This is a genomic window from Nodosilinea sp. E11 (assembly GCF_032813545.1).
Lineage (GTDB): Bacteria > Cyanobacteriota > Cyanobacteriia > Phormidesmidales > Phormidesmidaceae > Nodosilinea.
This window is the reverse complement of sequence record NZ_CP136520.1, coordinates 3,977,328-4,000,150: the sequence shown is the minus strand read 5'-3', so window position 1 is coordinate 4,000,150 and position 22,823 is coordinate 3,977,328. Positions and strand designations below refer to the sequence as shown.

Below are 22,823 nucleotides of genomic sequence, written 5' to 3'. Positions count from 1 at the left end.
GTCACTGCGCTCGAATGGATGCCCGTTTTCACAGGAATGACCGACAGGGATCGTTGCCAGCAAACCGCCTAATGATGTCGGCTATAGCTATGCATATGCGGCTAATTTGAGTTGCTGGCCTTGAAGATCTCACAACCCAATTGATCAGCAAGATCTGCGGGGTCAACCATCCGGAACTGAAGCCAGAAGGCTTGAAGCTTTAGGGGCGATCGCAACTTTCTATTCGGCTGATTAGCCCTGACCAACCCGTAGTCGAGGTCAGCAACCAAGGATGGACCTTTGTGGGCACCCCCACCGGCAATGCCCAACTCTCTCAACTGACGGCCCAGGCCCTGCCGGAGGCCAAACAAAATTCCCAGGGGCAACGGTTAGCCAACACCGATCGCCTCAACGATCTCTACAGGCGCTACAACCAGGCCAAAGCCGCTAAAGAAAACGTGGATGCGATCGTCAAAGACGTTGATCGCGCCGTCAACCCACCCACCCGCGAACAGGCGGAAGAAGTGCTCGACCGAGGCCATTACCAAGACGGCTTAAAAGCCACCCTCGACAACGACCCTAAGGCCCGAGGCAAATGGTTGGGAGAGCACTTTAAGCGCGTTCAGCGCAGCTGGCTCTATGCCGTTTGCGAATTGCGCAGCCTGGGCTCTTCTGGGGGGTGCGGCCAAGACCAGCCGCACCAGCCAAGGGTCATCCCACCACCGCGCCCACCGGGAAGCAACCCACCATCGTCCCAGACCCGTCCACCCAGCGCTAGACCACTCAACCCTGGGGGCCAAGCGGCTGTGCCAGGTAATACCAACCGGCAACGACTAGGTATTTCCGCTCGCCCAGCGCGCTAATAACGCCAGCAAAAAGCGCTCCCCAAGGGGAGCGCTTTTTACTAATCAACCTTTAAGGCAATCAATGGGGTAGTCAGTCAAGACTAGCCGATGATTTCAGGCGCCTCAGCGGTAGCGAGGTCGAGGGGGAAGTTGTGAGCATTGCGCTCGTGCATCACTTCCATACCCAGGTTCGCCCGGTTGATCACGTCAGCCCAGGTGCCAATCACACGACCCTGTGAGTCAAGGATCGACTGGTTGAAGTTGAACCCGTTCAGGTTGAACGCCATCGTGCTGATGCCCAGTGCGGTGAACCAAATGCCAATCACAGGCCACGCACCCAAGAAGAAGTGCAGGCTGCGGCTGTTGTTGAAGCTGGCATATTGGAAGATCAGACGACCGAAGTAGCCGTGGGCTGCAACGATGTTGTAGGTCTCTTCTTCTTGGCCAAACTTGTAGCCGTAGTTCTGAGACTCGGTCTCGGTGGTCTCACGCACCAGAGAAGAAGTCACCAGTGAACCGTGCATAGCCGAGAACAAAGAACCACCAAACACACCGGCTACACCCAGCATGTGGAAGGGGTGCATCAGAATGTTGTGCTCAGCCTGGAACACTAGCATGAAGTTGAAGGTACCGGAGATACCCAACGGCATGCCGTCAGAGAAGGAGCCTTGACCCAGGGGGTAGATCAAGAACACAGCAGAGGCAGCGGCCACAGGTGCGCTGTAAGCCACGCAGATCCAGGGGCGCATGCCCAGGCGGTAGCTCAGTTCCCACTCACGACCCATGTAGCAGAAGACGCCAATGAGGAAGTGGAAGATTACCAACTGGTAAGGGCCACCGTTGTACAGCCACTCATCAAGGGAAGCAGCTTCCCAGATGGGGTAGAAGTGCAGGCCGATGGCGTTGGAAGAAGGCACAACCGCACCGGAGATGATGTTGTTGCCGTACATCAAAGAGCCAGCGACGGGCTCACGGATGCCGTCGATGTCGACGGGAGGGGCTGCGATGAACGCAACCACGAAGCAGGCGGTAGCAGCCAGCAGGGTGGGAATCATCAGCACGCCGAACCAGCCCACATACAGGCGGTTCTCGGTGCTGGTGACCCACTGGCAAAACTGCTCCCACAGGGAGGCAGATTGTTGTCTTTGGAGAGTCGTGGTCATGATGGAAATAATTGCAGTTAGGTTGACTTAAGGCCCGTCAATAAAGGACAGGCGGGGTATGTATGTCATTACCTTAACCGGAATGTTGCGGATTGTAAAGAAGATGGAGTAAATACCCCCCTAAGACGGGTGGGTAATTGCGAAACCCAGGGCATCGCCGGTCTGAGATGTGGCGGAGCTATGACTAGCGAGGAGGCGCAAGTGCTTGGCCCAGGCTTGTTCGGCCCTGGAAACTTGTTGGGGAGCCGGAATAGCGTGAAAAAGTTGCAGAGCTTTACAAAGGTGGTGCTTAGACTCAGCCTGAGGCCCTGACAAACTGGCAAGGGCAAGGGCACATTGCAGATGGGCCGTAGCCAGATCGCAGTGGGCACCCACATCGTCGAGCAGGGCGATCGCACGCCGATAGTCTTCCACTGCCGCCGCCAGATTCCCTCGCTGACTGTTCAGCCGCCCCAGCCCCACCAGGGCATTGGCCTTAATCTGTAGATAGTGGCCTGCCTCCGCCGATTGAATGGCCTCAGACAATAGAGATTCAGCAGTATCTAGATTTTCGAGGTTGAGATAGGTGTGGCCCAGGAGTTGTACAAAGAACGCATGACGACCGTTTTGGCCGTGGCCTTGAACAGATCGAATCACTGAGTTGGCTAGCGCCTGAGCCGCAGCCCGATCGCCCTGGTATGACCTGACTAAGGCCAGACAGTTAGTTGCTTTGTCGGCCCAGGGCTGATGACGAGTGCCAGTGGTGCTGGCCAGCACCTGGTTGAACCAGGTAGCCGCCACCTCTAAGTTCCATAGATCGAGATGGTAAAGCCCAAGGCTGAGCTGGGAGTCGACCACCAGCATAGTGAGGTAGTACCAGCGGTGGGTGGCGGGGTCGGGGGCCTCGGTATGCAGGCAGGCTTGGGCGATCGCCATGGCGTTTTGCTGGCAGGCGATCGCAGCCTCTAACCGCCCCTGTATCCAGTACAGGTCGCCCAGAATGTTGGCCAGTTCGCTAGCGTCGGCATTCTGAGGTGAAATGTGGTCGATGATGGCGGTGATGGCGTCGGTGACCGGCTGCACTAGGCCCATGCGGTAGAGGGTGCTGCCCAGGGGTAAAAACTGCTGCCACTGGTTATCGCGGCTGTGCAAAATCACCCGCGCTGCCGCCCCGTAGTCGCCGATGGCGACGTAGTGGTAGTAGGCTTCTAGTGCCTGGATGGCATCGTCGAGGCTGCAAATGCGCTGAATGCTGTTGCTCCAGCAGTGGGCGGCGGCGCGGTGGGCCGATTCCCACTCGGTAGACTCTTCAGAATTGGCGATGAGCTGAGCCAGGGCACCGGCCCGCACCACCGGATGCAAACCGTAGTGGCCCTGATGGCATTCCAATAGCGATCGATTGCGCAAAGAGGTGACGATCGCCTGGTGGCTTTGGGGAGGAATGTCAGCCATTAGGCACTGCACCGCGTCCCAGGGAAGGGCGGGCACATCCTGATAGCGGTAAACCCCTAGGCGGCAAAAGAGGCGATAGGCGTCGGGGTCGAGGGTTTGCAGACGGTGAATTTGGCTCTCAACTAGGTTCTTGAGATCCACCGGACCGAGCAGATCTTGACTGTGGGCCTGCCAGTAGAGCCTGAGGTTGCCCTCAAAGTCGGCCTCTACCGCCCCGGCCAAAATTTCCATTGCTTTAGCATTGCCGCCGTAGGCACTGTGCATCGCGGCTAAAACCTCCCGATGGTCAGGAATGCCTCGGTGGGCAAAGTAGGTCGCCCAGGCGGCTAACCCCAGCCCAGGCAGGCGGTAATGAGCAATGGGAATGCCCGGTTCGCAGAGGCGATCGCGACTGGTCATCAGAGTCAGCGTCTGCCCTCGGCTGTCGGCCAGCACCCGCAGCAGTTCGCTATAGCGGCGATGGGGCACGATGAATTGGCCCTGGGCACTGAGCGCTGGTTCTAGGTTGTCAATGAGGACCGCTACCCGCCGCTGGCGCAGGTGACGACGCAGGCGATCGAGGGTGACACCAAACTCCCGCCCCGGCTCAACCCCAAAATCCTGACGCAGCCATTCTTCGACCACCCACTCGACGGGGGTGATGTCGGCGGGGTCTTTGGCCATCATCAGCTCAAGGGTGAGATCGACCGGCTGCTGAGCCAGAAAATGCTGGGCCAGAGTGGTTTTGCCGAGGCCGCCTTCTCCCTGGATGACAATGGTGCGATCGCCCTGGGTAACCAAGGAATTGAGGTGAGCGATCGCCTCCTGACGACCAACAAAGTTGGGATTGACCAGGGGTAAAGCCGTCTGTTCTACGGGCACCTCGCGCGGCCCCCCAGCCTCCGTCAACCCCAGGGCCGCACTGGCTCCCGATACATCGATGCCCATCTTGAGCAGCGATCGCTTCAGGGCCGACTTGAGGGTAGATTTGGTGACCTTCTCCCCGGTCACCCCCGATAGCAGTCGCCACAGTTGGTAGGCTACGTCCTTAATATGGCCCTCGGTATATCCGGCGGCGGTGGCAATATCGAGGTACTTTTGCCCCTGCCATACCTGGTGCAAGATAGTGCGCTGTAGATCATTCAGATGCCGCCCGGTGACGGTGAAGACAAGCCGATCTGCCAGTTCTACCGCATCTGATGCCATAGGTGAATGTATCCTCCACAGCCACAACTCTAGCCGAGCTTTTAAGGTCTTTCATCGCGGAGTAGACAGTTTCCGCCTTTTTCCGCCCCTTGAGCGCGGGCCTTGAGCACAAGGGCCGACCACCGCCGACCGACGCCACAAGGCTCTAGAGCTACGGTGAACTTACCCAACCATAACCCAAGCAACGCGTATCCCATATGACCAGCTGCTGTTTCTCACCGTCCACAACCTTGGCACCCCACCGCCACCCGTACGTAGGGTGCATTCGCAGCCCGGCTCCCCCAGCAACCTCCCAGAATCTCTTTGAGGCTGCAATACACCGGGGAAATGCTACTGCTGGGTTAACCCCCGATTCCCCTAGGCGAATGCCATTCGCCCCTACAGTTTTGCCTGTTGGGAATCGGGGGTATGTGATTCGGAGTTGGTATAACGCGGTGAGCGGTGCCTTGCAGCTCAGTGGTTAGAGGGTGCCGGCAAAAATTGTTTGGCCCCACCTGCGCCCTTCTTATATATGGTTTTTAAGGAAGTTCAACCTATGATTCAACCCATTAATTATTCGACTCTGCCCGTCGACCTGCACCCTGAAGCGCTGCCCAGCCATGTGGCGGTAATTATGGATGGCAACGGTCGCTGGGCCACCCAGCGGGGGCTGCCACGGGTGGCGGGCCATCGCCAAGGCGCTCAAACCGTGAAAGACCTGCTGCGCTGCTGCAAAGACTGGGGAATTGAGGCGCTAACGGTCTATGCGTTTTCGACCGAGAACTGGCGACGACCGATGGCAGAAGTCACCTTTTTGCTGCGTCTATTTGAACGGCTGCTGCGTCGCGAGCTGGCTGACATGCAGCGCGAGGGCGTGCGAATTCGGTTTTTAGGTGACCTGTCGCCCCTGCCCGAGCGACTGCAAGCGCTGATGCAGGAGGCCATGGCCATGACTTGCTCTAACCAGCGCGTGCAGTTTAACGTGGCCGTAAACTATGGCGGACGCCAGGAGCTGGTAGCGGCGACTCGGCACATTGCCCAGCAGGTGGCCTGCGGTGCGATCTCTATAAATGATGTGGATGAAGCCGCCCTGGCGCGCGTGCTGCTGACCTACCCGTTACCTGACCCAGAGTTGCTGATTCGCACCAGTGGCGAGCAGCGGCTGAGCAACTTTTTGCCCTGGCAGTTGGCCTATACCGAACTGTATTTCACCGATTTGCTCTGGCCCGAGTTTGATCGCGCGGCTTTTTACCAGGCGTTGCAGTGGTATCAAGGGCGGCAAAGACGGTTTGGCGGTTTAGCGCCAGCGCCTCTGCCCCAAAGCCTTTAGCAGACGGCCTTGCCTAAAACCGGGCACACTGGTCGTCTTTGGTGCCGCGCACAACATTGCCGTTGCCAGTGGGGGCAGGGCGGTTGTCTTTACACTGCAAGTTGCCGCCAATGCGGTTGGTAAAGACCCTGAGGCCACCACTGTTTTTAAAGGCTTGCAGGTTGCCGCCAATGTAGTTACCCTCGCTGCTCAGCGCTTGAGTGTTTTCTTCAAATTGCAGGTTGCCGTTGATGCGACTGTTGAGCACAGTAGTCCCACCCGACTGCTTGATTTGAATATTGCCTCCCACCCTAGAGCGGCCTATGATCGACACCTGGGCCGCATTTTCGGCCTGAATGTTGCCGTCTACCTGCACCTCTCGGGCCACCAACACAGCCCCAGCTTCGACTGTGATGTTGCCCTCTACGCGAGTGCCATTGAGGTTGCAGGTAGCGCCATCGGGCACTCGCAGATTGTCTACGGCGATCGCGGTTAACACCCCTTGGCAGGTAAATTCGTCGGCGGGGCTGGGGCGAGTTAGCGCGATCGCACCAGCCAACCCGATCACCCCAGCGACCACAACTTTAGCGGCTTGCACAGGTGCCGTCCTTTCTAGCTATGACTAGGTAAACCATACCTAAAGACGTCAACCGGGCGCTATGGGTTGCCTCACCCAGGGGCACAGGGGAGGATCTCCCTCTATATATTTGCTCCCTGATATTTGCCCCCGGCGCACTGTACCCCTAGGCCGCCAAGGCGGGGTAGTCGGTGTAGCCCTCGGCCCCACCGCCGTAGAAGGTGTCGGGGTTAGGCTCATTGAGCGGCGCATTCTTTGCAAACCGCTCGGGCAGGTCGGGGTTGGCGATAAACAGCTTGCCGTAGGAGACCAGGTCGGCGTCACCACTGGCGATCGCATCGTTGCCCGACTCCTGATCGTAGTCCCAGTTCACCATGAGCAGACCGTTGTAGAGCGGGCGAAACTCTTTGGTAGGAATGGGGGTGCCGCCGTAGCGCAGGTCGGCTTCGCTAGGTTCAAGCAGGTGCAGGTAAGCCAGGTCGAACTGATTCAGCGCCTGAATAGCATAGCCAAAGGTAGCTCTGGGGTCAGAATCGGTCATGTCGTTGAAGGTGGCACTGGGCGACAGGCGCACGCCCACACGCTGGCTACCAAACACCTCCACCGCAGCCTCGGTCACCTCCAGCAGCAGGCGGGCGCGGTTTTCGACCGGGCCACCGTAGGCATCGGTGCGGTGGTTGCTGCCGTCGCGCAAAAACTGGTCGAGCAGGTAGCCGTTGGCCCCGTGGATCTCAACCCCATCAAACCCGGCCGACTGGGCATTTTTAGCCGCCTGACGATACTGATCGACAATACCGGGAATTTCCTCTAGCTCTAGCGCCCTCGGGGTGACAAAGCGCTGCATACCTTCATAGGTCATGGCGTCGCCCCTGGGCTGAAGGGCGCTAGGAGCGACGGGCGTTGCCCCATCGGGCTGAAGCGACGGGTGCGAAATGCGGCCCACATGCCAGAGCTGCAAGAAAATGCGGCCCCCTTTGGCGTGAACTGCCTCAGTCACCTTCTGCCACCCGGCGATTTGCTCAGCACTGTGAATACCGGGGGTGGCGGGGTAGCCCATGCCTTGAGGGGAAATCTGGCTGGCCTCGGTAATAATTAAGCCTGCTGAGGCGCGCTGCTCGTAGTAGGTCACGTTCAATGGCTGGGGCACATTGCCTTCCCCGGCCCGGTTGCGGGTGAGAGGAGCCATCACAATGCGGTTGGGCAGTTCGTAAGCGCCGAGCTGAATGGGTGTAAACAGGTTCTTTGCAGTGGACATGCTGATCTCCTTTGAGATGGTTCGCGCTAGGGACTTTTTGCAGAATCGTGTAGGTCATGCGGGGGCGAATGGCATTCGCCCTCTAGAGAATCGCCGCAACGGGACAGCGGCCCCACAACATAGACCCCGTAGGGGCAGATGGCATTTGCCCTCTAAAGAATCAAAGCCAAAAACAATCTAAATAACGGCGTCAGTTGGGTAGGGGCAAACAACCGTTTGCCCCTACGGTTAGCTCAGAAACGGCTCAACGGCGCTAGAAAGCGTGGCCTTAGACACAGCCCCCACTACCTGCTCCATTTTTTCGCCATTCATAAACACCATCAGCGTGGGAATGCTGCGAATGCCGTAGTGAGAGGCGATACCGGGCTGCTCGTCGGTGTTGACCTTAACCACCTTGAGCTGCCCATCGTACTGCTGGGCCACCTCATCGACCACGCGGGCCACCATGCGGCAGGGGCCGCACCACGGTGCCCAAAAATCGACCAGCACGGGCACGTCACTTTGCAGGACTTCTGCCTGAAACGTTTCTTGGGTAATACTTGCGACTGCGGACATTAGAACACCTCCGCCGATTGGGCGAATTTCAATTATTCGAAAAATTCGAACAATCAAACTATAGCGTCTACCGTGGCATAATGCAACTATGCGACCCATTCACCATCCCAACCCTCAAGACATCGCCCTAGAAGGGGTTTTGTACGCCCTGGGCGACCCGGTGCGGCTCGAAATTGTGCAGCGGCTAGCCAGCAACGACGAACTGTCTTGCTCGGATCTCGACTTGGGGGTAGCGAAGTCTACGCTTTCCCACCACTTCAAAATTTTGCGTGAAGCCGGGGTGCTGCACTGCCGCAAACAGGGCACCCAGCACATGAACTCTCTGCGCCGTGACGATCTAGAGGCGGCGTTTCCTGGCCTGCTCGACAGCATTTTGAAGGCGGCTCAGGCAAAATTAGGGGTCTCTAAAGCGTCTTAGGCTCCAGAACACTGCTCTTGCTCGGAATGGTCTCTATCTCCGGTTCGCGGGCTGGATCACGTACCGCATCGACAATTTTTTTAATAAAACTGGCGGTCGGTACGGCCAGCAACAACCCCAGAAACCCAGCAAACTTTGCCCCGGTCAGCAGCGCTACGATGATCACCGCCGGGTTGAGCCCGGTAATGCCCCCCATCAAACGCGGGGCGACTAAATTGTCGTTAATTTGCCCTAGCACGACCGCTACACCCAGTACCTTGAGGCCTAGCCAAACATCTTGAAAGGCCAGCAGCGTGCTCACCCCCACCACCGCTGCCGTACCCCCAAAGGGAACGATGCTAACCAGGCCAATGACTAAGCCAAACAGCAGGCCAAAGGGCACCTTAAGCAAAATTAGAGCCGTTGACTGGGCCACTGCCAAAATCAACGCCAGGGTAGCCTGCCCCGAGAAATAGCCCTGAAAGCTGGGCCGCAGTGCGTTGCGAATTTGCGCTTGCCAGGGGGCCGAAAACCAGCTGAGCAGACCTTCCCAGAGCGAATCGCCGTTGATCACCAGCAGAATGGCCAAGACAACGGTGATCAGCAGGTTGAGAACGCTGTCGAGGGTGCTAAGGGTAACGCTAATCGCCTGACTGGTGGTGGCTTGTAGCGCGTTGGTGAGTTGGTTGGCCGCTTGTACTGTGAGCTGATCGAGGTTGACAGGCAGAGTTTGAAAGAATGTCCGCTCTTCAAGCAGTAGCAGCTGGGTTTTGGCTCGATCGATCCATCCTGGCAGCCGTTCGGCCAGGTCGTTGAGCTGCTGCCACACCTGCGGCCCCAAAAAGACGACCAAAATAGTAGTGCCTACAACGGCTAACAGCACCACCAGGGCCACCGCTAGGCCACGAGCCAGGCCACGGTTCTCTAACCAGTCGATTGGGTAGTCGAGTAGAAAGGCGATCAGGCTGGCGGTGATCACAATACTGGGAATGGGTTGTAATACTCCCCCCAGGCGATAGAGTAGCCAGCCATTGAGACAGATGAGCGGAAAGGCTAGGGCTGCGATCGCCCACTTGGGCAGCTGAGATAAATAGGCCATGGGTTTACTGTTCTAACGCCGTAATATCTAACTCAGCCAGGGACGAGAAAAAGGTCTGAAGACGTTCAGCTATTTTAGCCACACCTCCCGGCACAGTTGACTCTATATTTAGGGGTAACACCGGGTCGTGCAGCGACATCCGCACCATAAACCAGCCGTTCTCGGCGGGCGACTGACAGGCCACGCGCACCCCTTCGTAGGTGTTGGGCACGATCGCCCAATCGGCCTGAGTGGCGACAAAGTCTTTCATCTGGGTCATCACTTCAGCACCGTAGACCTGGGCCTCGGGGGCCAAAATCTTCAGTCGATACTCCTGGCTGTCGTGGGGGTCTTGCAGGGGGGCAAGCAGATTGGTAAGCCGCTGGCCGCTCAGGCGAGTTTTGGCCAGTTCGACCAACAGCTTGCTAGCGAGGTAGGCCCCGTCGTCTAAAAAGTAGTTTTCTTTCATCGCCCCGTGGCCCGAGGCTTCGATCGCAAGCCAGCTGGGCTGCCCCGCTTCATTGAGCCGAATGGCTTCGTTAATCACATTTTTGTAGCCCCGCCGAAAGCGATGGTGAATGCCCCCCAGGTCGCCTTCAATAAACTGAGTCAGCCCGTCGGAGGTGGTGGAGTCGGTGACGATGGTGGTGCCAGGGTGCTCGTGCAGCACGATCGCAGCAATCAGCGCGATCAGGCGGTTGCGGTTGAGTTCGCGCCCGTCGGCATCGACTGCGGCGCTGCGATCGACATCGGTGTCGAAAATCAGGCCAAAGTCAGCCCCCTGGGCAACTACGGCCTGGCAGATCGAGGCCATCGCCGCCTCATTTTCGGGGTTGGGTACGTGGTTGGGGAAGGTGCCATCGGGGTCGAGAAACTGGCTGCCGGTGGTGTCGGCCCCCAGCGGTTCAAGCACCTGAGCAGCGAAAAAGCCGCCCGCACCGTTGCCCGCATCGACAATAATGTTGAGCCCTTGCAAGGGTTGGTCAAAATTCTCGGGGTGGTTGACCGACTGGCGAATCTGCTGCACCAGACCAGCGGCGTAGGCCCCGATTAAATCGCGGCTTTCTACTGAGCCGGGGGCTGTCGCAGGGGCAAAACTGCCCTGCTCTGCCAATTCTAGAATGCGCGATATGTCCGCTTTGCCGAGGCCGCCCTGGCGGGTAAAAAACTTCAGCCCGTTACGGTTGAAGGGCAGGTGGCTGGCGGTCATCATAATCGCGCCGTGGCAGGCAAACTCGGGCAGCACCGTGCTCATAAACATGGCCGGGGTCGAGGCCATGGCCACATCTAACACCCGACAGCCCAGGGAGGTCATGCCGGCGATCGCCGCTCCCATCAGCTCCGGTCCAGAGAGGCGACTGTCGCGCCCGATCGCAATGGTCAACTCAGTCGTGGGCAGACCCAACTCTGCGGATAGCCAGGTGGCAAAGGCTTGGCCCAAAGTAGTGACCACCGCCGGGGTGAGGTTGACCGGTTCGCCAGGGACACCCGCGAGGGCAACGCCGCGAATGTCAGAGCCGTTTTGTAGTGTGGCCCAGTTGATGGTGGTGGATAGGGGCATGGGGGTGCGATCGCTCCTGCTGTTGTCCCCTTCACCATAGAAGCAGCCCCCGGTTTCTGCCGATTTCTTCAGCTTTTTTGCACTTAGAGATATCAGTCGCTAGATTTTTGGGGCAAGGCCTACCTGAGAAGCCACTATATAACGATCAAGCGCAGGAGCAAACGACCGTTTGTCCTTACCCAAATTTGTGATTCAATTCAGCAACACCAAATAAACGGCATTTTCAGAAAAACCCTTAAGAGAATTAGTTAATTTATCTTGGTGCAAGCCCAATAAATAGCGGCAATCGCCAACGTGGCTTGGAGCTTTTTAGTTCGACATATGCGACATCTGGAAAACTTTCTCCCTTGTGGTGGACAGTGCCCACCCTACGGTGGCTACAGTCGCGGAGTAAAGCAGGGATCTTCTTTTCTGGAAATCTCCTTAAGCCAAAAATCTCCGCTGCATCTAGCACCATGAATCATGAAATTAGTACATCCAAAGGCTCGGACGTTTCAAGTTTATGCCTTTAGCTAGATTCGGCAAATTACTCTACAGGCAAAGATGCAAGCGCACATATATTAAGTTATTCACAGGGTTGCGGTGAACGTTCCACTGTTTATTCTCGGGCTGATCTTAGGACTGTTGTCACTTCTTGATGCGCTGTGGACAGCCCTATGGGTAGATGGCGGTGCAGGTCCAGTGACTGGTCAAATTACTAATGGGATTTGGTGGGTGATGAGAAATTTGGTCCGCACCAAGCGCAATTATTGGCTCAGCTTAGCAGGGCCGTTGACCCAAACAGTAACGGTGCTTACCTGGATAGGTTTGCTTTGGATGGGATGGTTACTCATGTTCAGTGCTGATCCAACATCGCTGGTTTATGACCGTACACCAGAACCACAGCCAACCACTCTAATTGATCGGATCTATTTTGTTGCCTACACCATTTCAACAGTGGGTAATGGCGATATGTATCCCAGTCGTGGAGGTTGGGAGATTGTGACTTACTTTAAAATATGGGCTGCAAGAGCCCTATCGTCCGGCTCCTGCCTTACTAAAATCTGCGCGATCAACGGTCCATAGCTACCTCATGACGCTAGAATCTGCTTCTATTTATCCTGCCGATCATGTACCGCCCGCTCCTGATCTTTTATCTCTGCGCCAAGCTGGAATTCCAGTGGTTAGTGATGAAGAGTTTGCGCGATCGCTCAATGACCTCACCCATCGTCGCAAGTTGCTCTTAGGGATGGTGGAACACAACAGCTTTAAATGGCCCCACAGCACAGTCTAGGCTTTGCCAGTCTTTAGAGATCTACTCCACAATTTCCACAATTCAGCCATATTAATAAAGTAGCGCTACTGACCATGGATGACGTTGTCTTCTTTTATGGGGGAATTGAGCCCCTAGTTCGCATAGTTGTGATTGGCACCTTAGCCTATTTTAGCTTGCTGATTTTGCTGCGGATATCAGGCAAGCGCACATTAGCTCAGTTGAATGCCTTTGACTTTGTGATTACGATCGCGATCGGCTCTACCTTTGGGCGATTAATTACCGCAAAAGGCGTATCATTGGCTGAAAGTGTCACAGCCTTTTTTACACTAATTTTCTTGCAATATTTGGTTTCTTGGTTCATTGTCCGGTCATCCAAATTTGATAAATTAATTACAGCAGATCCCTCATTACTTTACTTTCGAGGGCAGTTTTTACGCAAAGCTATGAAAGAACAACGGGTAACACAATCGCAGTTATTGGCAGTCGTGCGTGAAAATAAAATTGGTGCTTTAGAACATGTCGAAGCCATTGTAATGGAGTCTGCCGGAACGATCGCTATCGTCAAAAAAGAAACCAGTGAAGAAACACCTATTTCTCCTGTACTAAATAACATTCCTGAAATTTAGATATCACCTAAGTTCGACCGATCGGATTTGCTTAATCAAGCTTCCCTGGAGAAAAGGGGGAAGTTTTCCCATGATCAGAATCCAATGCCCCCTTTTCATAAACGCTTGCGGCTTCCCGCAGGGTAGGGAATGGGGGGGATCTACGAGGGTAATTCAGCCGAGACATATTTATACCAGGAGTCTTGAAGGAGTGCCTCCAGGGTGAGGTAGATTAGTCTCGGCAATGAGTCCGTTGAATAATCTGGCCTATTTTGCTTTCGCCTCCAGGGTTTCGAGGCGGCTCTTGAGTTCCTGGTTAGATTTCTTCAGATCGTCTAGCTCCTGACGCAGTTTTTCCACCGCTTTGTCTTTGCCGATCGCCTTTTGTACCTGCTGCACGGCCTCTTGGGCACGGCGGCGCACGCGGCCATCGGGGGTATGCTCCGCCAGCGATTGCAAAATACCGATCGCCCGCCCGGTCTCAATACCGCTCAGGCCAGCCACCGCCGACACCTGAGTGAGGAAGAAGGGCTCGCTAGCGATGGTCTCTAGCCGATCCAAAATTCGCTCTACGTTCGGTTTGCTCTGACCTTTGGAGATTGATCCCAGGGAACGGATCGCCGCCAAACGCAGAGCCTGAGGGGTGCCGGGTTCGGTGTACTGAAACAATAGATCGAGCGCGGCTTTGGAGGATTTGAACTGGCTAAGGGCAGCGATCGCCCCCGATCTCACCGTCTCATTCCAGCCCTGGCGTTCCTTGAGAATGCTCTCCAGCAGCTTCAGGGTTTTCTTTTCTTTCGTTTTGCCGTTGAGGTCGGCGACTCCAACTTTGCCCAAAGAGCGAATGGCGGCGGCTTCGACGTAGTAGCTGGGGTCGCCTTGTTCAGCGATACTCTTGAGCGCTTTATAGCTCTCAGCAGTCTTAATGTCGCCCAGGGATTCCACCACGGCGCGGCGGACGCGAGCTTCCGGGTCTTGGAGACCGTTGAGCAACCCCTCTACGGCTTGATCGAGCTTAACCGAGGCCAACTGTTCAGCCACTTCGACCCGCACCCCCCAGAAGGGTTCGTCGATCAGAGCTTCGCTGAGGGCGGTGACGGCTTCGAGGTTGCCTTTCTTGGCCAAAGCGATCGCCGCTTCAATCCGCGAAAGCGGGTCGGGGTCGTGCTTGAGCTGGGCCTTGAGTTCGGCCACCGGATACTCTAGCTCGACGGTTTTTAGGAAGTGGTTGCCTACGTCGAAGCTGATGAAGTCGGGCTTTTTCTCTAGGGGGAAAAACAGCGCTTGCTCACGCTCGTGGATGCGCACGGTGAAAGGTTTGACCTCGGCCTGGGAAGCATTTTCTGAACCTAGGTAGCCAAAACCGATGGGAATTTTTAGGTCGAACAGACCGCTGGTGCTGCTGGTGTCGCCGTCTTTGGCCTGGGTTTGGGTGACGGTGATCTTGGCCAGGTTGCTGTCGCCATCCCAGCTATAGGCGACTTTGTAGTCGGGGTGGCCGCCGCGCAGCACGTACTGGTCAAACAGGGGCCGCAGGTTGCGGCCGGTGGCTTTGTCGATCGCCCGCAGCAGGTCAATGGTTTCGACGGTCTGGTGGGCGTTGTCTTGCACAAAGGTGTGAATCGCCTTCCAAAACAAGTCGTCGCCCAGTTCGGCGCGAATCATGTGGTAGACGCAGGCCCCTTTTTCGTAGATGTGGCGATCGTACAGCTCGATCGCCTCGCGGTAGACGTGAGTGACCATGGGGCGGCGGTAGCGGCTCTTGTCTTCGCTCAGATAGCTGCGGGCCTCGCCCAAGCGGTAGTAGGCGGCCTCGTCTGCGCCGTACTCCTGGTCGGTCCACATCACTTCGGAGTAGGTGGCCATGCCCTCTTTTACCCAGGCGTGGCTCCAGTGGTTGATCACCAGCAGGTCGCCAAACCACTGGTGGGCCAGTTCGTGGACGACGAGGGCTTCGGAGCCACGATTGTCGATCGCCGCCCGTTCATCCAGCAGGCAGCGATCGGTGAGAATCGTCACCGAGGTATTTTCCATGCCGCCAAAGATAAAGTCGGCGGCACAGACCTGAGCGTACTTAGGAAAGGCGTATTTATAGCCGTACTTCTCGCTAAGAAATTCCACCATGCGTGGCGTTTTGCCCATGGTGATCTGGCCCTGGTCTTTGCGGCCTTTTTCGACGTAGTAGGTGATGGGGATGTCTTGCCACTGGTCTTGGATGACGTCGAACTCGCCCACGGCGATCGCCATCAGGTAGGTGGGGTGTACCTGGGTTTGGTGCCAGTGGTAGACCTTGTAATCGTCGTCTGCCTGGGTGTCTACCAGTTCGCCGTTGGAGACGACCTGATACTGGGCGGGCACCCGCACCTTAATTTCTGAGGTGGAAAGCATACCCGGATAGTCGAAGCAGGGAAACCAGAAGCGGGAGTCTTCGTCTTCGCCCTGGGTCCACACCTGCACGGGTTTGTCGGGGTAGTGCTGGTCGGGGCCGATGAAATAGATGCCGCGCTCGGGCTGGATCAGGCGATAGGCGATCGCCACCGTAAAGCTCTCCCCGGCTACCGTAGGCTCTTTCAGGCGAATGTGAAGCCGCTCGCCATCGTAGTCAAAGTCTTGCTTGGCGCTACCCACCTTAACCGACTCGATTTGCTGGTTGACTGCATCCAGCATTAGGCTGTCAACGCCGTCGCGCACCGGGTTAATGCGGATTTCACAGGTGCCTTCACAGGTTTTGGCGTCTAAGTCTAGGCTCAAGTCTAGGGCAATGTGCTCGACCTGACCGGGGCGATCGGGGTTGTAGTGGGGTTTGGCCCCCGGCATTTCAAACGACTTGTGGCCGTTGTTGTCGTCCTGCAAACCTTGAAAAGCGCGGTGGGCGTTGGGCATGGGAACAGTGAACCTTTATGTGATGTGATCGCTCCAAGCTAGGGGCAAGACCAATAGGCTGTACCACCCTAGGCTAAACAGTCTACTCTGACTGGCATAGAGCCATCCTACTCCGACATTTCCCTAGTGCGTAGTCAGAGTGACATTGCTTAAGCGAAGGCCGTTGCGTGAGTTGAGACCCTTGACCGGCAAAATTCTCTGGTAGGGGCATTGCACTACAAGGCCCTAGGTCGAACCTGTATCTGGCGCAGAAGCCGACTCTGCCCAAAGTCGGATTTATGTTATGAACCGCCATCATCGCTGGCAAAGTTTCTTACTATCAAAGAGCAAGCCTCAACGGGTAAAACCTAAATCGAAAACCTCGATCTAAGCAGCGCTGAAGCTATGTTTTAGCAATAGCCTAAGGCGGCATCGGGGTTGGCTTTAGTGCGTCAGGCTGCTCTACAAGCACCCTGCGATCGCACCCCTTGCAGTACTGTTTACATCCTAAATAATCATGCCTACTTTAAACCCCCAACAAGAAAAAACACTGTCGGCCTTTATCACCGCCCTGGGTCAGCAAGACACCGCCTTGCCAGAGGCCCTGCAAAAACAGCTGCACGCCATTGGTCAAAATCTAGAAGCTCGTATTTTGGAACTGCCTGCGATCGCGGCTAGCCTGCCAAACTTAAATCAGGCCTACCAAACCGCTCTATCGGATACCCAGACCGACGCACCGGCTGCCACCTTTGCGTCTAGCACTAGTCAATCTGCCAGCGACAAACAGTACGATCGCGCCGTTGATATTCTCACCGCTGAGAACCCGGTGCAAGCGGCTCAGCGCAGTCGCACCCCGCTGGGGCAAATTGCCTCAAATCCGCTAAAGCGGATCTTTGGCCGAGGTTAAGGCAACTTCTGGAAAACAGTCTCCATCAATGGTGGGCAGTGCCCACCTACAACTACTCGAATGCTCCGCGAATCGTTCATCTCCAGCGATAGACTCAACCTAACGAATGGGTAATAGCTATGGCTCACCTCACCGCCCGCCGACCCCAAAATGTAGACGGCGATATCTACGTCGATAGCTCCTGCATTGACTGCGACACCTGCCGCTGGATGGCTCCCGACATCTTTAGCCGCGACGATGAGCAGTCGGCGGTCTTCCATCAGCCTGAGACAGAGGCCGAACGGCTGGCCGCGCTGCAAGCGATGCTGGCCTGCCCCACCGCTTCCATTGGTATCGTGGAGCCGCCTAAGGATATGAAGGCGGCCCAGGCCAGTTTTCCGATCCCCATCACTGAGAACGTTTACCACTGCGGCTATCACTCCGAAAAGTCGTTCGGGGCGGCCAGCTACTTTATTCAGCGACCCGAGGGCAACGTGCTGGTCGATTCGCCCCGCTTTGCCGCGCCCTTGGTGAAGCAGCTCGAAGCGCTGGGCGGCGTGCACTACCTGTATCTCACCCACCAGGATGACGTGGCCGATCACCAGCAGTTTCATGAGCGGTTTGGGTGCGATCGCATTCTCCACGCCGACGACATCAGCTCTGGCACTGCATCCGTAGAGATTCAGATTCAAGGCACCGACCCGGTTGACCTCGCGCCCGACCTCACCATCATTTCGGTGCCGGGGCATACCAAGGGCCACACGGTTCTGCTCTACGACAACCGCGTCCTGTTTACGGGCGATCACCTGGCCTGGTCAGTGCGGCTCCATCAGCTCTACGCCTTTCGCCGCCACTGTTGGTATTCCTGGCCTCAGCAAGTCGAATCCATGGAAAAACTCGCTGCCTACGACTTTGAGTGGGTGCTGCCCGGCCACGGTCGCCGCCACCACGCCGACGCCGCCACCATGCGCCAGCAGATGCAAAAGTGCCTCGATTGGATGAAGGCGCAGTAGAGCTGGAATGGCACTATGGAAGCAGGATCTGACCGTTTTTTCTATCTCTAGAGCACCGTAGCGATTATCTTCTTTGTCAAGCTCATCCTGCTATGCGATTAGCCTCGGCGGGATGGCAGCGGAAATCAAGCCAGGAGCCCTGCCTGCATCAGACAGAGTCTTGCTGTTCCTTATGTGGCGGCGGGCAGGGAGCAAGCCGGAGCCTGCCAGAGGGTGTCATGTTCTACCATGGCATTGAGAATAATCACCAGTTTGTGCATGCAGGCCACCAGGGCAACCTTTTTGAGTTTTCCCCGCTGCAGCAGGCGCTGGTAGTAATCGCGAATGACCGGATTATGGCGAGTGGCGACTAACGCGGCCATGTAGAGGCCTGTGCGCACGGTGGCTCGACCGCCGCTAATCATCCGCTTACCCCGCATCTGGCCGCTATCGCGGTTGAACGGGGCGAGGCCACACAAGCTGGCTAGGCGCTTCGCTGAGATCTGTCCTAACTCGGGGAGTGAGGCCAAGAGGAGCCCCGTCGTCACAGCCCCAATACCCGGCACACTGGTGAGGATCTCGCGGGTGCGCTGCCACTGATCGCTCTGGGCGATGAGCTGCTCAATCTGGGTATCGAGGTCTTGGATCTGTTGCTTGAGCCAGTCAATATGCTGCTCAATGCTCTGACCCGTCCTGGCTCGTGCTGAGCGTTGCCGGGCTTTTTCGGCACTCATCATCTCGACGAGTTGCTGCCGTCGCGTGACGAGGTCTTGAAGGTGTTGACTGGCCTCACTCGCCATCGCCCGTACCTCTGGACGGATGGCATCGGCAAAGTGAGCCAACACCTCGGCATCAATTTTGTCTGTTTTAGCCATGCGCCCCGTGGCCCGGGCAAAATCACGCACTTGACGTGGATTCACCACAACGGCGGGCCAGCCCTCCGCCATCAACGTTCGCGCCGCCAGGGCTTGATAGCCCCCGGTCGCTTCCAGCACAATCAGACTCGTCTCGCGACGAAACGCCGTTAACGCCTGTAGCAACTCTCTTAAACCAGAGTCACTGTTGGCCACCTGAACGCTTAATCCAAGTGGACGGACGTACACATCTAAGGTGCGCTTGGATACGTCAATGCCAACCCATTGATGCGCTTGTGATAGTTCAGTCATGGTTGTATCCACCCGTGTAGGAGGTTAATCTGACATCACTCGTCCTTGCTCGATACGGAGTCTAAGCTCCTGGCGATTTTGCGAGTTAACTTCAGAGGTGTGCAGCGACCCATGCTACGTTCGGTTTTGGACAACCTAGGGTGGGACGGTCTGCCACACACCTCTAAAGATACAAGGGTGGGCACTGCCCACCTTCCCACCCCGCTATCACCAACCCATCGGGAACACTACCTTAGAGTATCTTCCCTCACCCCTAAATACCCGATTATCGACGCGCCTATACTCCCGGCGGGGCAATCTTTCTCACCCTGGTCACCTTCAACCGCAGACCCATCTTTGCAGAAGCCGATAACGTAAAACGCCTGCGCCAGACCGCAGCTGCTGTTAAAGCTGAAATGCCCTTGAGTTTGAGGGGAGGGGTTGGTGATGGGTGAATAAATGGATTGGTGGGCAGTGCCCACCCTACTCGCTGCGATCGCCGTCTCTACAGATCGAAGACGTAGCGCACTGCTCCAGAGTCTGGATCGTTAATGACATCGGCATAGCCGTTGTGCAAAGCCGCTTGAATTAAGGCCTCTACCCGCTCTGGGTTTAGCCCCGTGTGCATTGCCACCTGGGCCTTAGAGAGCTTGCCCCCGTTGGCGTGGGCTGCTTTCAGCAGCAGCTGCATTGGGTCTTCTTTGGGTTGCGCGATCGCCTGGACCGTGACCAAATTTCGCTCTATCGGCATCGCCAGGCCATCTTCGCCCCACTCAGCCAAGTACTTTCGCCGCAGTTGATCGTTGCGGGTTTTGACCATACCGGGCACCAGCACTAGATCGATGAGCTGGCCCATGCCAAACAAGCCAAAGGTGCACAGGTAGATGATTCCCCACACAATCTGCCCAGCATAGAATCGGTGTAGCCCGCAGATACCAAATAAACACAGTGCCCACAGCAGGTAGGCTGTTTCAGTCTTTGCTCGTGCCATGGTGTGTCTCTAAAAAGACTAATTGTGGGGGCAACAAACCTGAGATTGGCTCGCAGCCGTCACCTAGAGCCCATTTATAGACAGCCGTTTTTTTGGCGTGCTGCCCCTGTAACCGACCCGTAATAACGACGATTGAGCACCGTAGCGATTATCTTGTTTGTCAAGCTGATCCTACTATGTAGTAGCTACTACAGGGGTGGCGGCTGGCGGCAATGAGCAAGCTGGGGCTTGCCAGAGAGTGTCATGGGCCACCATGGCATTGAGGATGGTAAGCAGCTTGCGCATCGAGGCAATCAAGGCGACCTTCTTGGGCTTACCCCGTTGGAGTAAGTGCTGGTAGAACTCCCGAATGACCGGATTATGCTGGGTGGCGACCAGGGTCGCCATATACAGCGCGGTGCGTACCGCCGCGCGACCCCCGACAATTTGCCGTTTGCCGCGCATCTGGCCACTATCGCGATTCATCGGCGCGAGGCCGCAGAGGCTGGCTAACGGCTTAGCGGAAAGTCGTCCCAGTTCGGGTAACTGCGACACCAGCACTCCAATGGTGGCAGGCCCTAGGCCAGGGACGCTGGTCAGCAGGTCACGGGTGCGTTGCCACTGGTCACTCTGTTGAATCAACGCCTCAATGTCGGCATCGAGAGCTTTGATCTGCTCGTCTAACCACTCGATGTGGGTCTCAATGTTTGCCTGGACGGTGGGCCATGCGGTGCGCTGGCGGGTCTTTTCGGCACTGCGCATCTCGACGAGTTGCTGACGTCGAGTGACCAAGCCCTGGAGCATCTGACCGTCCTCACTAACCATCGCCCGCACCTCTGGGCGAATAGCATCGGCAAAATGCGCCAGTACCTCAGCATCAATTTTGTCTGTTTTCGCCAAGCGTCCCGTCGCTTTAGCAAAGTCGCGCACTTGACGCGGATTCACCACTACCGTTGGATAACCTTGCTCCATCAGCGTTCGCGCCGCTAGGGTCTGGTAGCCGCCCGTAGCTTCGAGCACGATTAACCCAATGACTAAGCCGTCGAGGTGTTGGTGCAGCTCGACGAGGCCCAGCTCACTGTTAGCCACTTGAAGGGTACGGCCCAACGGACGGATGTAGACATCCAAGCACCGCTTCGAGACATCAATGCCAATCCATTGCCGATCCTCTAGTATGTCGTTCATAGTCATTTCCACCTTGAATCAGTAACCTTCTGAGCTAAACTCGTCCTTGCTCGATACGGAGTCACAAGCTCCTGGCGATTTTTCGAGTTTTATCCTTAAAGGTGCGGCGACCCAAGCTACACGCGGTTTGCTTAACCTAGGGTGGGACGGTCTGCCACACTTTTTAAGATACAAGGGTGGGCACTGCCCACCTTCCCACCCAGCTTCACCAACCCATCGGGAACACTACCTTAAAGTATCTTCCCCTACGCCTTAAATGCCTGATTATCGACGCGCCTACATTCCCGGCGGGGCAATCTTTCTAACCCTGGTCACCTTCAACCGCAGACCAGTTTTTGCAGAAGCCGACAACGTAAAACGCCTGCGCCAGGCAGCCGCCGCTGTTAAAGCTGAAATGCCCTTCGATATTACAGCCGCCGTTGTGCTTCCCGACCACATTCATTTTGTGTGGACCTTGCCCCAGGGCGATGATGATTACTCAAAGCGAGTAGGGCGGCTAAAGGTGTTGTTTACGCGATCGCTGAAGGGAAGCTGTGCGCTACCGCAGGATGTTTGTATTTCTCGGCAACGGCAACGGGAAAGCGACGTATGGCAACGACGCTTTTGGGAGCACACCATTCGCGATGAGGCTGATTGGGTGGGGCACATCAATTATTTGCATTACAACCCGGTGAAGCATGGGTTGGTAAAGTGCCCCCATCAGTGGGAGTTTTCGAGTTTTCAGCGGTTTGTCAGGGATGGGTTTTACAGAGAGGATTGGGGATGCCAGTGCGAGGGGAATGAGGCTGCGTTTAAATTTGAGGGGGAGGGGTTGATGGCGGTTGAATAGGTTGGGTGGTGGGCAGCGCCCACCCTACAGCTTCCTATAACAGTTCCCATTCTTCCCTTTCTAACCTTCGCAATTCTTCCTCAAGGTGTTCCTTGATGAATTTTGACAGGTGTAAGTCAAACTGCTCAATCTGCCTTCTGTCATTTTCGAACCCTCTTTTAACTGCATCATATTCTTCAGGTTGAAGATTGGCATAGCAAGCATCATAGTGGCTTTCGTAAGCCAGATTTTCACCACTGGCGTAGTCCTCATCATCCCAAAATATACTATGTGCGTTGAAAGCTGCCTCTTCAAAACTGAGACGGTTACTCAAGGCTTCCTTTTCATCTAGCTCTTGTTGAATTAACTGCAAAACCTTCAACGAAATAAAGCCTTCCAAAGTTTTATATGCCTTATCTTTGAAAATATCTTTGTAAGTCAATGTATCGTTGCGTAGTCGTTTTCTCCAGTAGCCTATGAATTGAAGGCGACGTTCTGGTCTGAGCCGAGCATTCTCTATCTGTATTTCATGTTTCTGTTGAATGTTCGCTAATTTTAAGTCATGTTCTCTTCTTTCTTCTTCGATCCGAGTCATAAGCCTACGGTTGCCAATAAGACTAATCATCGTCGCTATTGACGAGAGGCCAGCAGTTATTAAGGCTGCCCAGATCATTACGGCACCTGGATCAAATGGCTGACGTGTCTGACTTGGTGTCGGCAGCGGTGACGGTGTTGGTGTTGATGACTGAGCAATGAACGCTTGGTTTTCTTTCATTAAAAATCTCTAAAATATTGAAATTG

General features: G+C 55.9%; 21 protein-coding genes. 9 read left to right on the top strand and 12 right to left on the bottom strand.

Going from position 1 to position 22,823, the window contains the following annotated elements; all coding sequences use genetic code 11:
- Positions 1-281 precede the first annotated feature (281 nt).
- Entirely contained in the window at positions 282-842 is a 561-nt protein-coding gene (locus RRF56_RS19885; RefSeq protein WP_317034895.1) for a hypothetical protein, read from the top strand.
- 83 nt (positions 843-925) lie between these two features.
- Here the strand turns inward: RRF56_RS19885 and psbA are convergent, their stop codons facing one another.
- Together psbA and RRF56_RS19875 are read right to left on the bottom strand one after the other, a co-directional pair.
- Positions 926-1,987, bottom strand: a complete 1,062-nt coding sequence (gene psbA, locus RRF56_RS19880; RefSeq protein WP_317034894.1) for a photosystem II q(b) protein — start codon at positions 1,985-1,987, stop codon at positions 926-928.
- A 120-nt stretch (positions 1,988-2,107) separates the two neighbouring features.
- Positions 2,108-4,603 carry a tetratricopeptide repeat protein gene (locus tag RRF56_RS19875; RefSeq protein WP_317034893.1) on the bottom strand — a complete coding sequence of 832 codons (2,496 nt, stop codon included), beginning with the start codon at positions 4,601-4,603 and terminating at the stop codon, positions 2,108-2,110.
- A 535-nt stretch (positions 4,604-5,138) separates the two neighbouring features.
- Here RRF56_RS19875 and RRF56_RS19870 point away from each other — a divergent pair.
- Complete coding sequence (locus RRF56_RS19870; protein ID WP_317034892.1) at positions 5,139-5,912, top strand: isoprenyl transferase; 774 nt, start codon at positions 5,139-5,141, stop codon at positions 5,910-5,912.
- 13 nt (positions 5,913-5,925) lie between these two features.
- Here the strand turns inward: RRF56_RS19870 and RRF56_RS19865 are convergent, their stop codons facing one another.
- From RRF56_RS19865 to trxA, 3 genes are all read right to left on the bottom strand, one after another.
- Entirely contained in the window at positions 5,926-6,489 is a 564-nt protein-coding gene (locus RRF56_RS19865; RefSeq protein WP_317034891.1) for a hypothetical protein, read from the bottom strand.
- A gap of 145 nt (positions 6,490-6,634) precedes the next feature.
- Positions 6,635-7,723, bottom strand: a complete 1,089-nt coding sequence (locus RRF56_RS19860; RefSeq protein WP_317034890.1) for an alkene reductase — start codon at positions 7,721-7,723, stop codon at positions 6,635-6,637.
- Positions 7,724-7,951: 228 nt separating this feature from the next.
- Positions 7,952-8,278 (bottom strand): thioredoxin, encoded by a 327-nt coding sequence (gene trxA, locus RRF56_RS19855; protein WP_317034889.1) that lies wholly within the window; start codon positions 8,276-8,278, stop codon positions 7,952-7,954.
- A gap of 88 nt (positions 8,279-8,366) precedes the next feature.
- Between trxA and RRF56_RS19850 the strand changes: the two genes are divergently transcribed.
- Positions 8,367-8,696, top strand: a complete 330-nt coding sequence (locus RRF56_RS19850; protein ID WP_317034888.1) for a metalloregulator ArsR/SmtB family transcription factor — start codon at positions 8,367-8,369, stop codon at positions 8,694-8,696.
- On the opposite strand, the gene RRF56_RS19845 is transcribed toward RRF56_RS19850, so the two are convergent.
- Together RRF56_RS19845 and RRF56_RS19840 are read right to left on the bottom strand one after the other, a co-directional pair.
- The gene (locus tag RRF56_RS19845; RefSeq protein WP_317034887.1) at positions 8,683-9,774 is read right to left on the bottom strand and encodes an AI-2E family transporter; all 1,092 of its coding nucleotides are present in this window, start codon (positions 9,772-9,774) and stop codon (positions 8,683-8,685) included. The two genes, RRF56_RS19850 and RRF56_RS19845, sit on opposite strands and share 14 nt — an antisense overlap.
- Positions 9,775-9,778: 4 nt before the next feature.
- Entirely contained in the window at positions 9,779-11,314 is a 1,536-nt protein-coding gene (locus RRF56_RS19840) for a phosphomannomutase/phosphoglucomutase (protein ID WP_317034886.1), read from the bottom strand.
- Positions 11,315-11,896: 582 nt separating this feature from the next.
- Between RRF56_RS19840 and RRF56_RS19835 the strand changes: the two genes are divergently transcribed.
- From RRF56_RS19835 to RRF56_RS19825, 3 genes are all read left to right on the top strand, one after another.
- A complete protein-coding gene (locus RRF56_RS19835) occupies positions 11,897-12,379 on the top strand; it encodes an ion channel (RefSeq protein WP_317034885.1) in 483 nt (160 codons plus the stop codon).
- Positions 12,380-12,386: 7 nt separating this feature from the next.
- Positions 12,387-12,587 (top strand): hypothetical protein, encoded by a 201-nt coding sequence (locus tag RRF56_RS19830; protein ID WP_317034884.1) that lies wholly within the window; start codon positions 12,387-12,389, stop codon positions 12,585-12,587.
- A 74-nt stretch (positions 12,588-12,661) separates the two neighbouring features.
- Entirely contained in the window at positions 12,662-13,195 is a 534-nt protein-coding gene (locus RRF56_RS19825) for a DUF421 domain-containing protein (protein ID WP_317034883.1), read from the top strand.
- Positions 13,196-13,441: 246 nt separating this feature from the next.
- Here RRF56_RS19825 and RRF56_RS19820 read toward each other — a convergent pair whose 3' ends face one another.
- Positions 13,442-16,057, bottom strand: a complete 2,616-nt coding sequence (locus RRF56_RS19820; RefSeq protein WP_317034882.1) for a M1 family metallopeptidase — start codon at positions 16,055-16,057, stop codon at positions 13,442-13,444.
- 496 nt (positions 16,058-16,553) lie between these two features.
- Between RRF56_RS19820 and RRF56_RS19815 the strand changes: the two genes are divergently transcribed.
- The gene (locus tag RRF56_RS19815) at positions 16,554-16,943 is read left to right on the top strand and encodes a hypothetical protein (protein WP_317034881.1); all 390 of its coding nucleotides are present in this window, start codon (positions 16,554-16,556) and stop codon (positions 16,941-16,943) included.
- A gap of 119 nt (positions 16,944-17,062) precedes the next feature.
- Positions 17,063-17,935, top strand: a complete 873-nt coding sequence (locus tag RRF56_RS19810; protein ID WP_317034880.1) for an MBL fold metallo-hydrolase — start codon at positions 17,063-17,065, stop codon at positions 17,933-17,935.
- Positions 17,936-18,105: 170 nt separating this feature from the next.
- Here RRF56_RS19810 and RRF56_RS19805 read toward each other — a convergent pair whose 3' ends face one another.
- The 3 genes from RRF56_RS19805 to RRF56_RS19795 all read right to left on the bottom strand — a co-directional run bounded on the left by RRF56_RS19805 (position 18,106) and on the right by RRF56_RS19795 (position 21,214).
- On the bottom strand, positions 18,106-19,080 hold the full coding sequence (locus RRF56_RS19805; RefSeq protein ID WP_317033747.1) for an IS110 family transposase: 975 nt from the start codon (positions 19,078-19,080) through the stop codon (positions 18,106-18,108).
- Positions 19,081-19,564: 484 nt separating this feature from the next.
- Positions 19,565-20,050 (bottom strand): TM2 domain-containing protein, encoded by a 486-nt coding sequence (locus RRF56_RS19800; RefSeq protein ID WP_317034879.1) that lies wholly within the window; start codon positions 20,048-20,050, stop codon positions 19,565-19,567.
- Positions 20,051-20,224: 174 nt separating this feature from the next.
- Positions 20,225-21,214 carry an IS110 family transposase gene (locus tag RRF56_RS19795; RefSeq protein ID WP_317034878.1) on the bottom strand — a complete coding sequence of 330 codons (990 nt, stop codon included), beginning with the start codon at positions 21,212-21,214 and terminating at the stop codon, positions 20,225-20,227.
- A 256-nt stretch (positions 21,215-21,470) separates the two neighbouring features.
- Between RRF56_RS19795 and RRF56_RS19790 the strand changes: the two genes are divergently transcribed.
- The gene (locus RRF56_RS19790) at positions 21,471-22,043 is read left to right on the top strand and encodes an REP-associated tyrosine transposase (protein ID WP_317034877.1); all 573 of its coding nucleotides are present in this window, start codon (positions 21,471-21,473) and stop codon (positions 22,041-22,043) included.
- A 34-nt stretch (positions 22,044-22,077) separates the two neighbouring features.
- Here RRF56_RS19790 and RRF56_RS19785 read toward each other — a convergent pair whose 3' ends face one another.
- Positions 22,078-22,797 (bottom strand): hypothetical protein, encoded by a 720-nt coding sequence (locus RRF56_RS19785; protein WP_317034876.1) that lies wholly within the window; start codon positions 22,795-22,797, stop codon positions 22,078-22,080.
- Positions 22,798-22,823 lie beyond the last annotated feature (26 nt).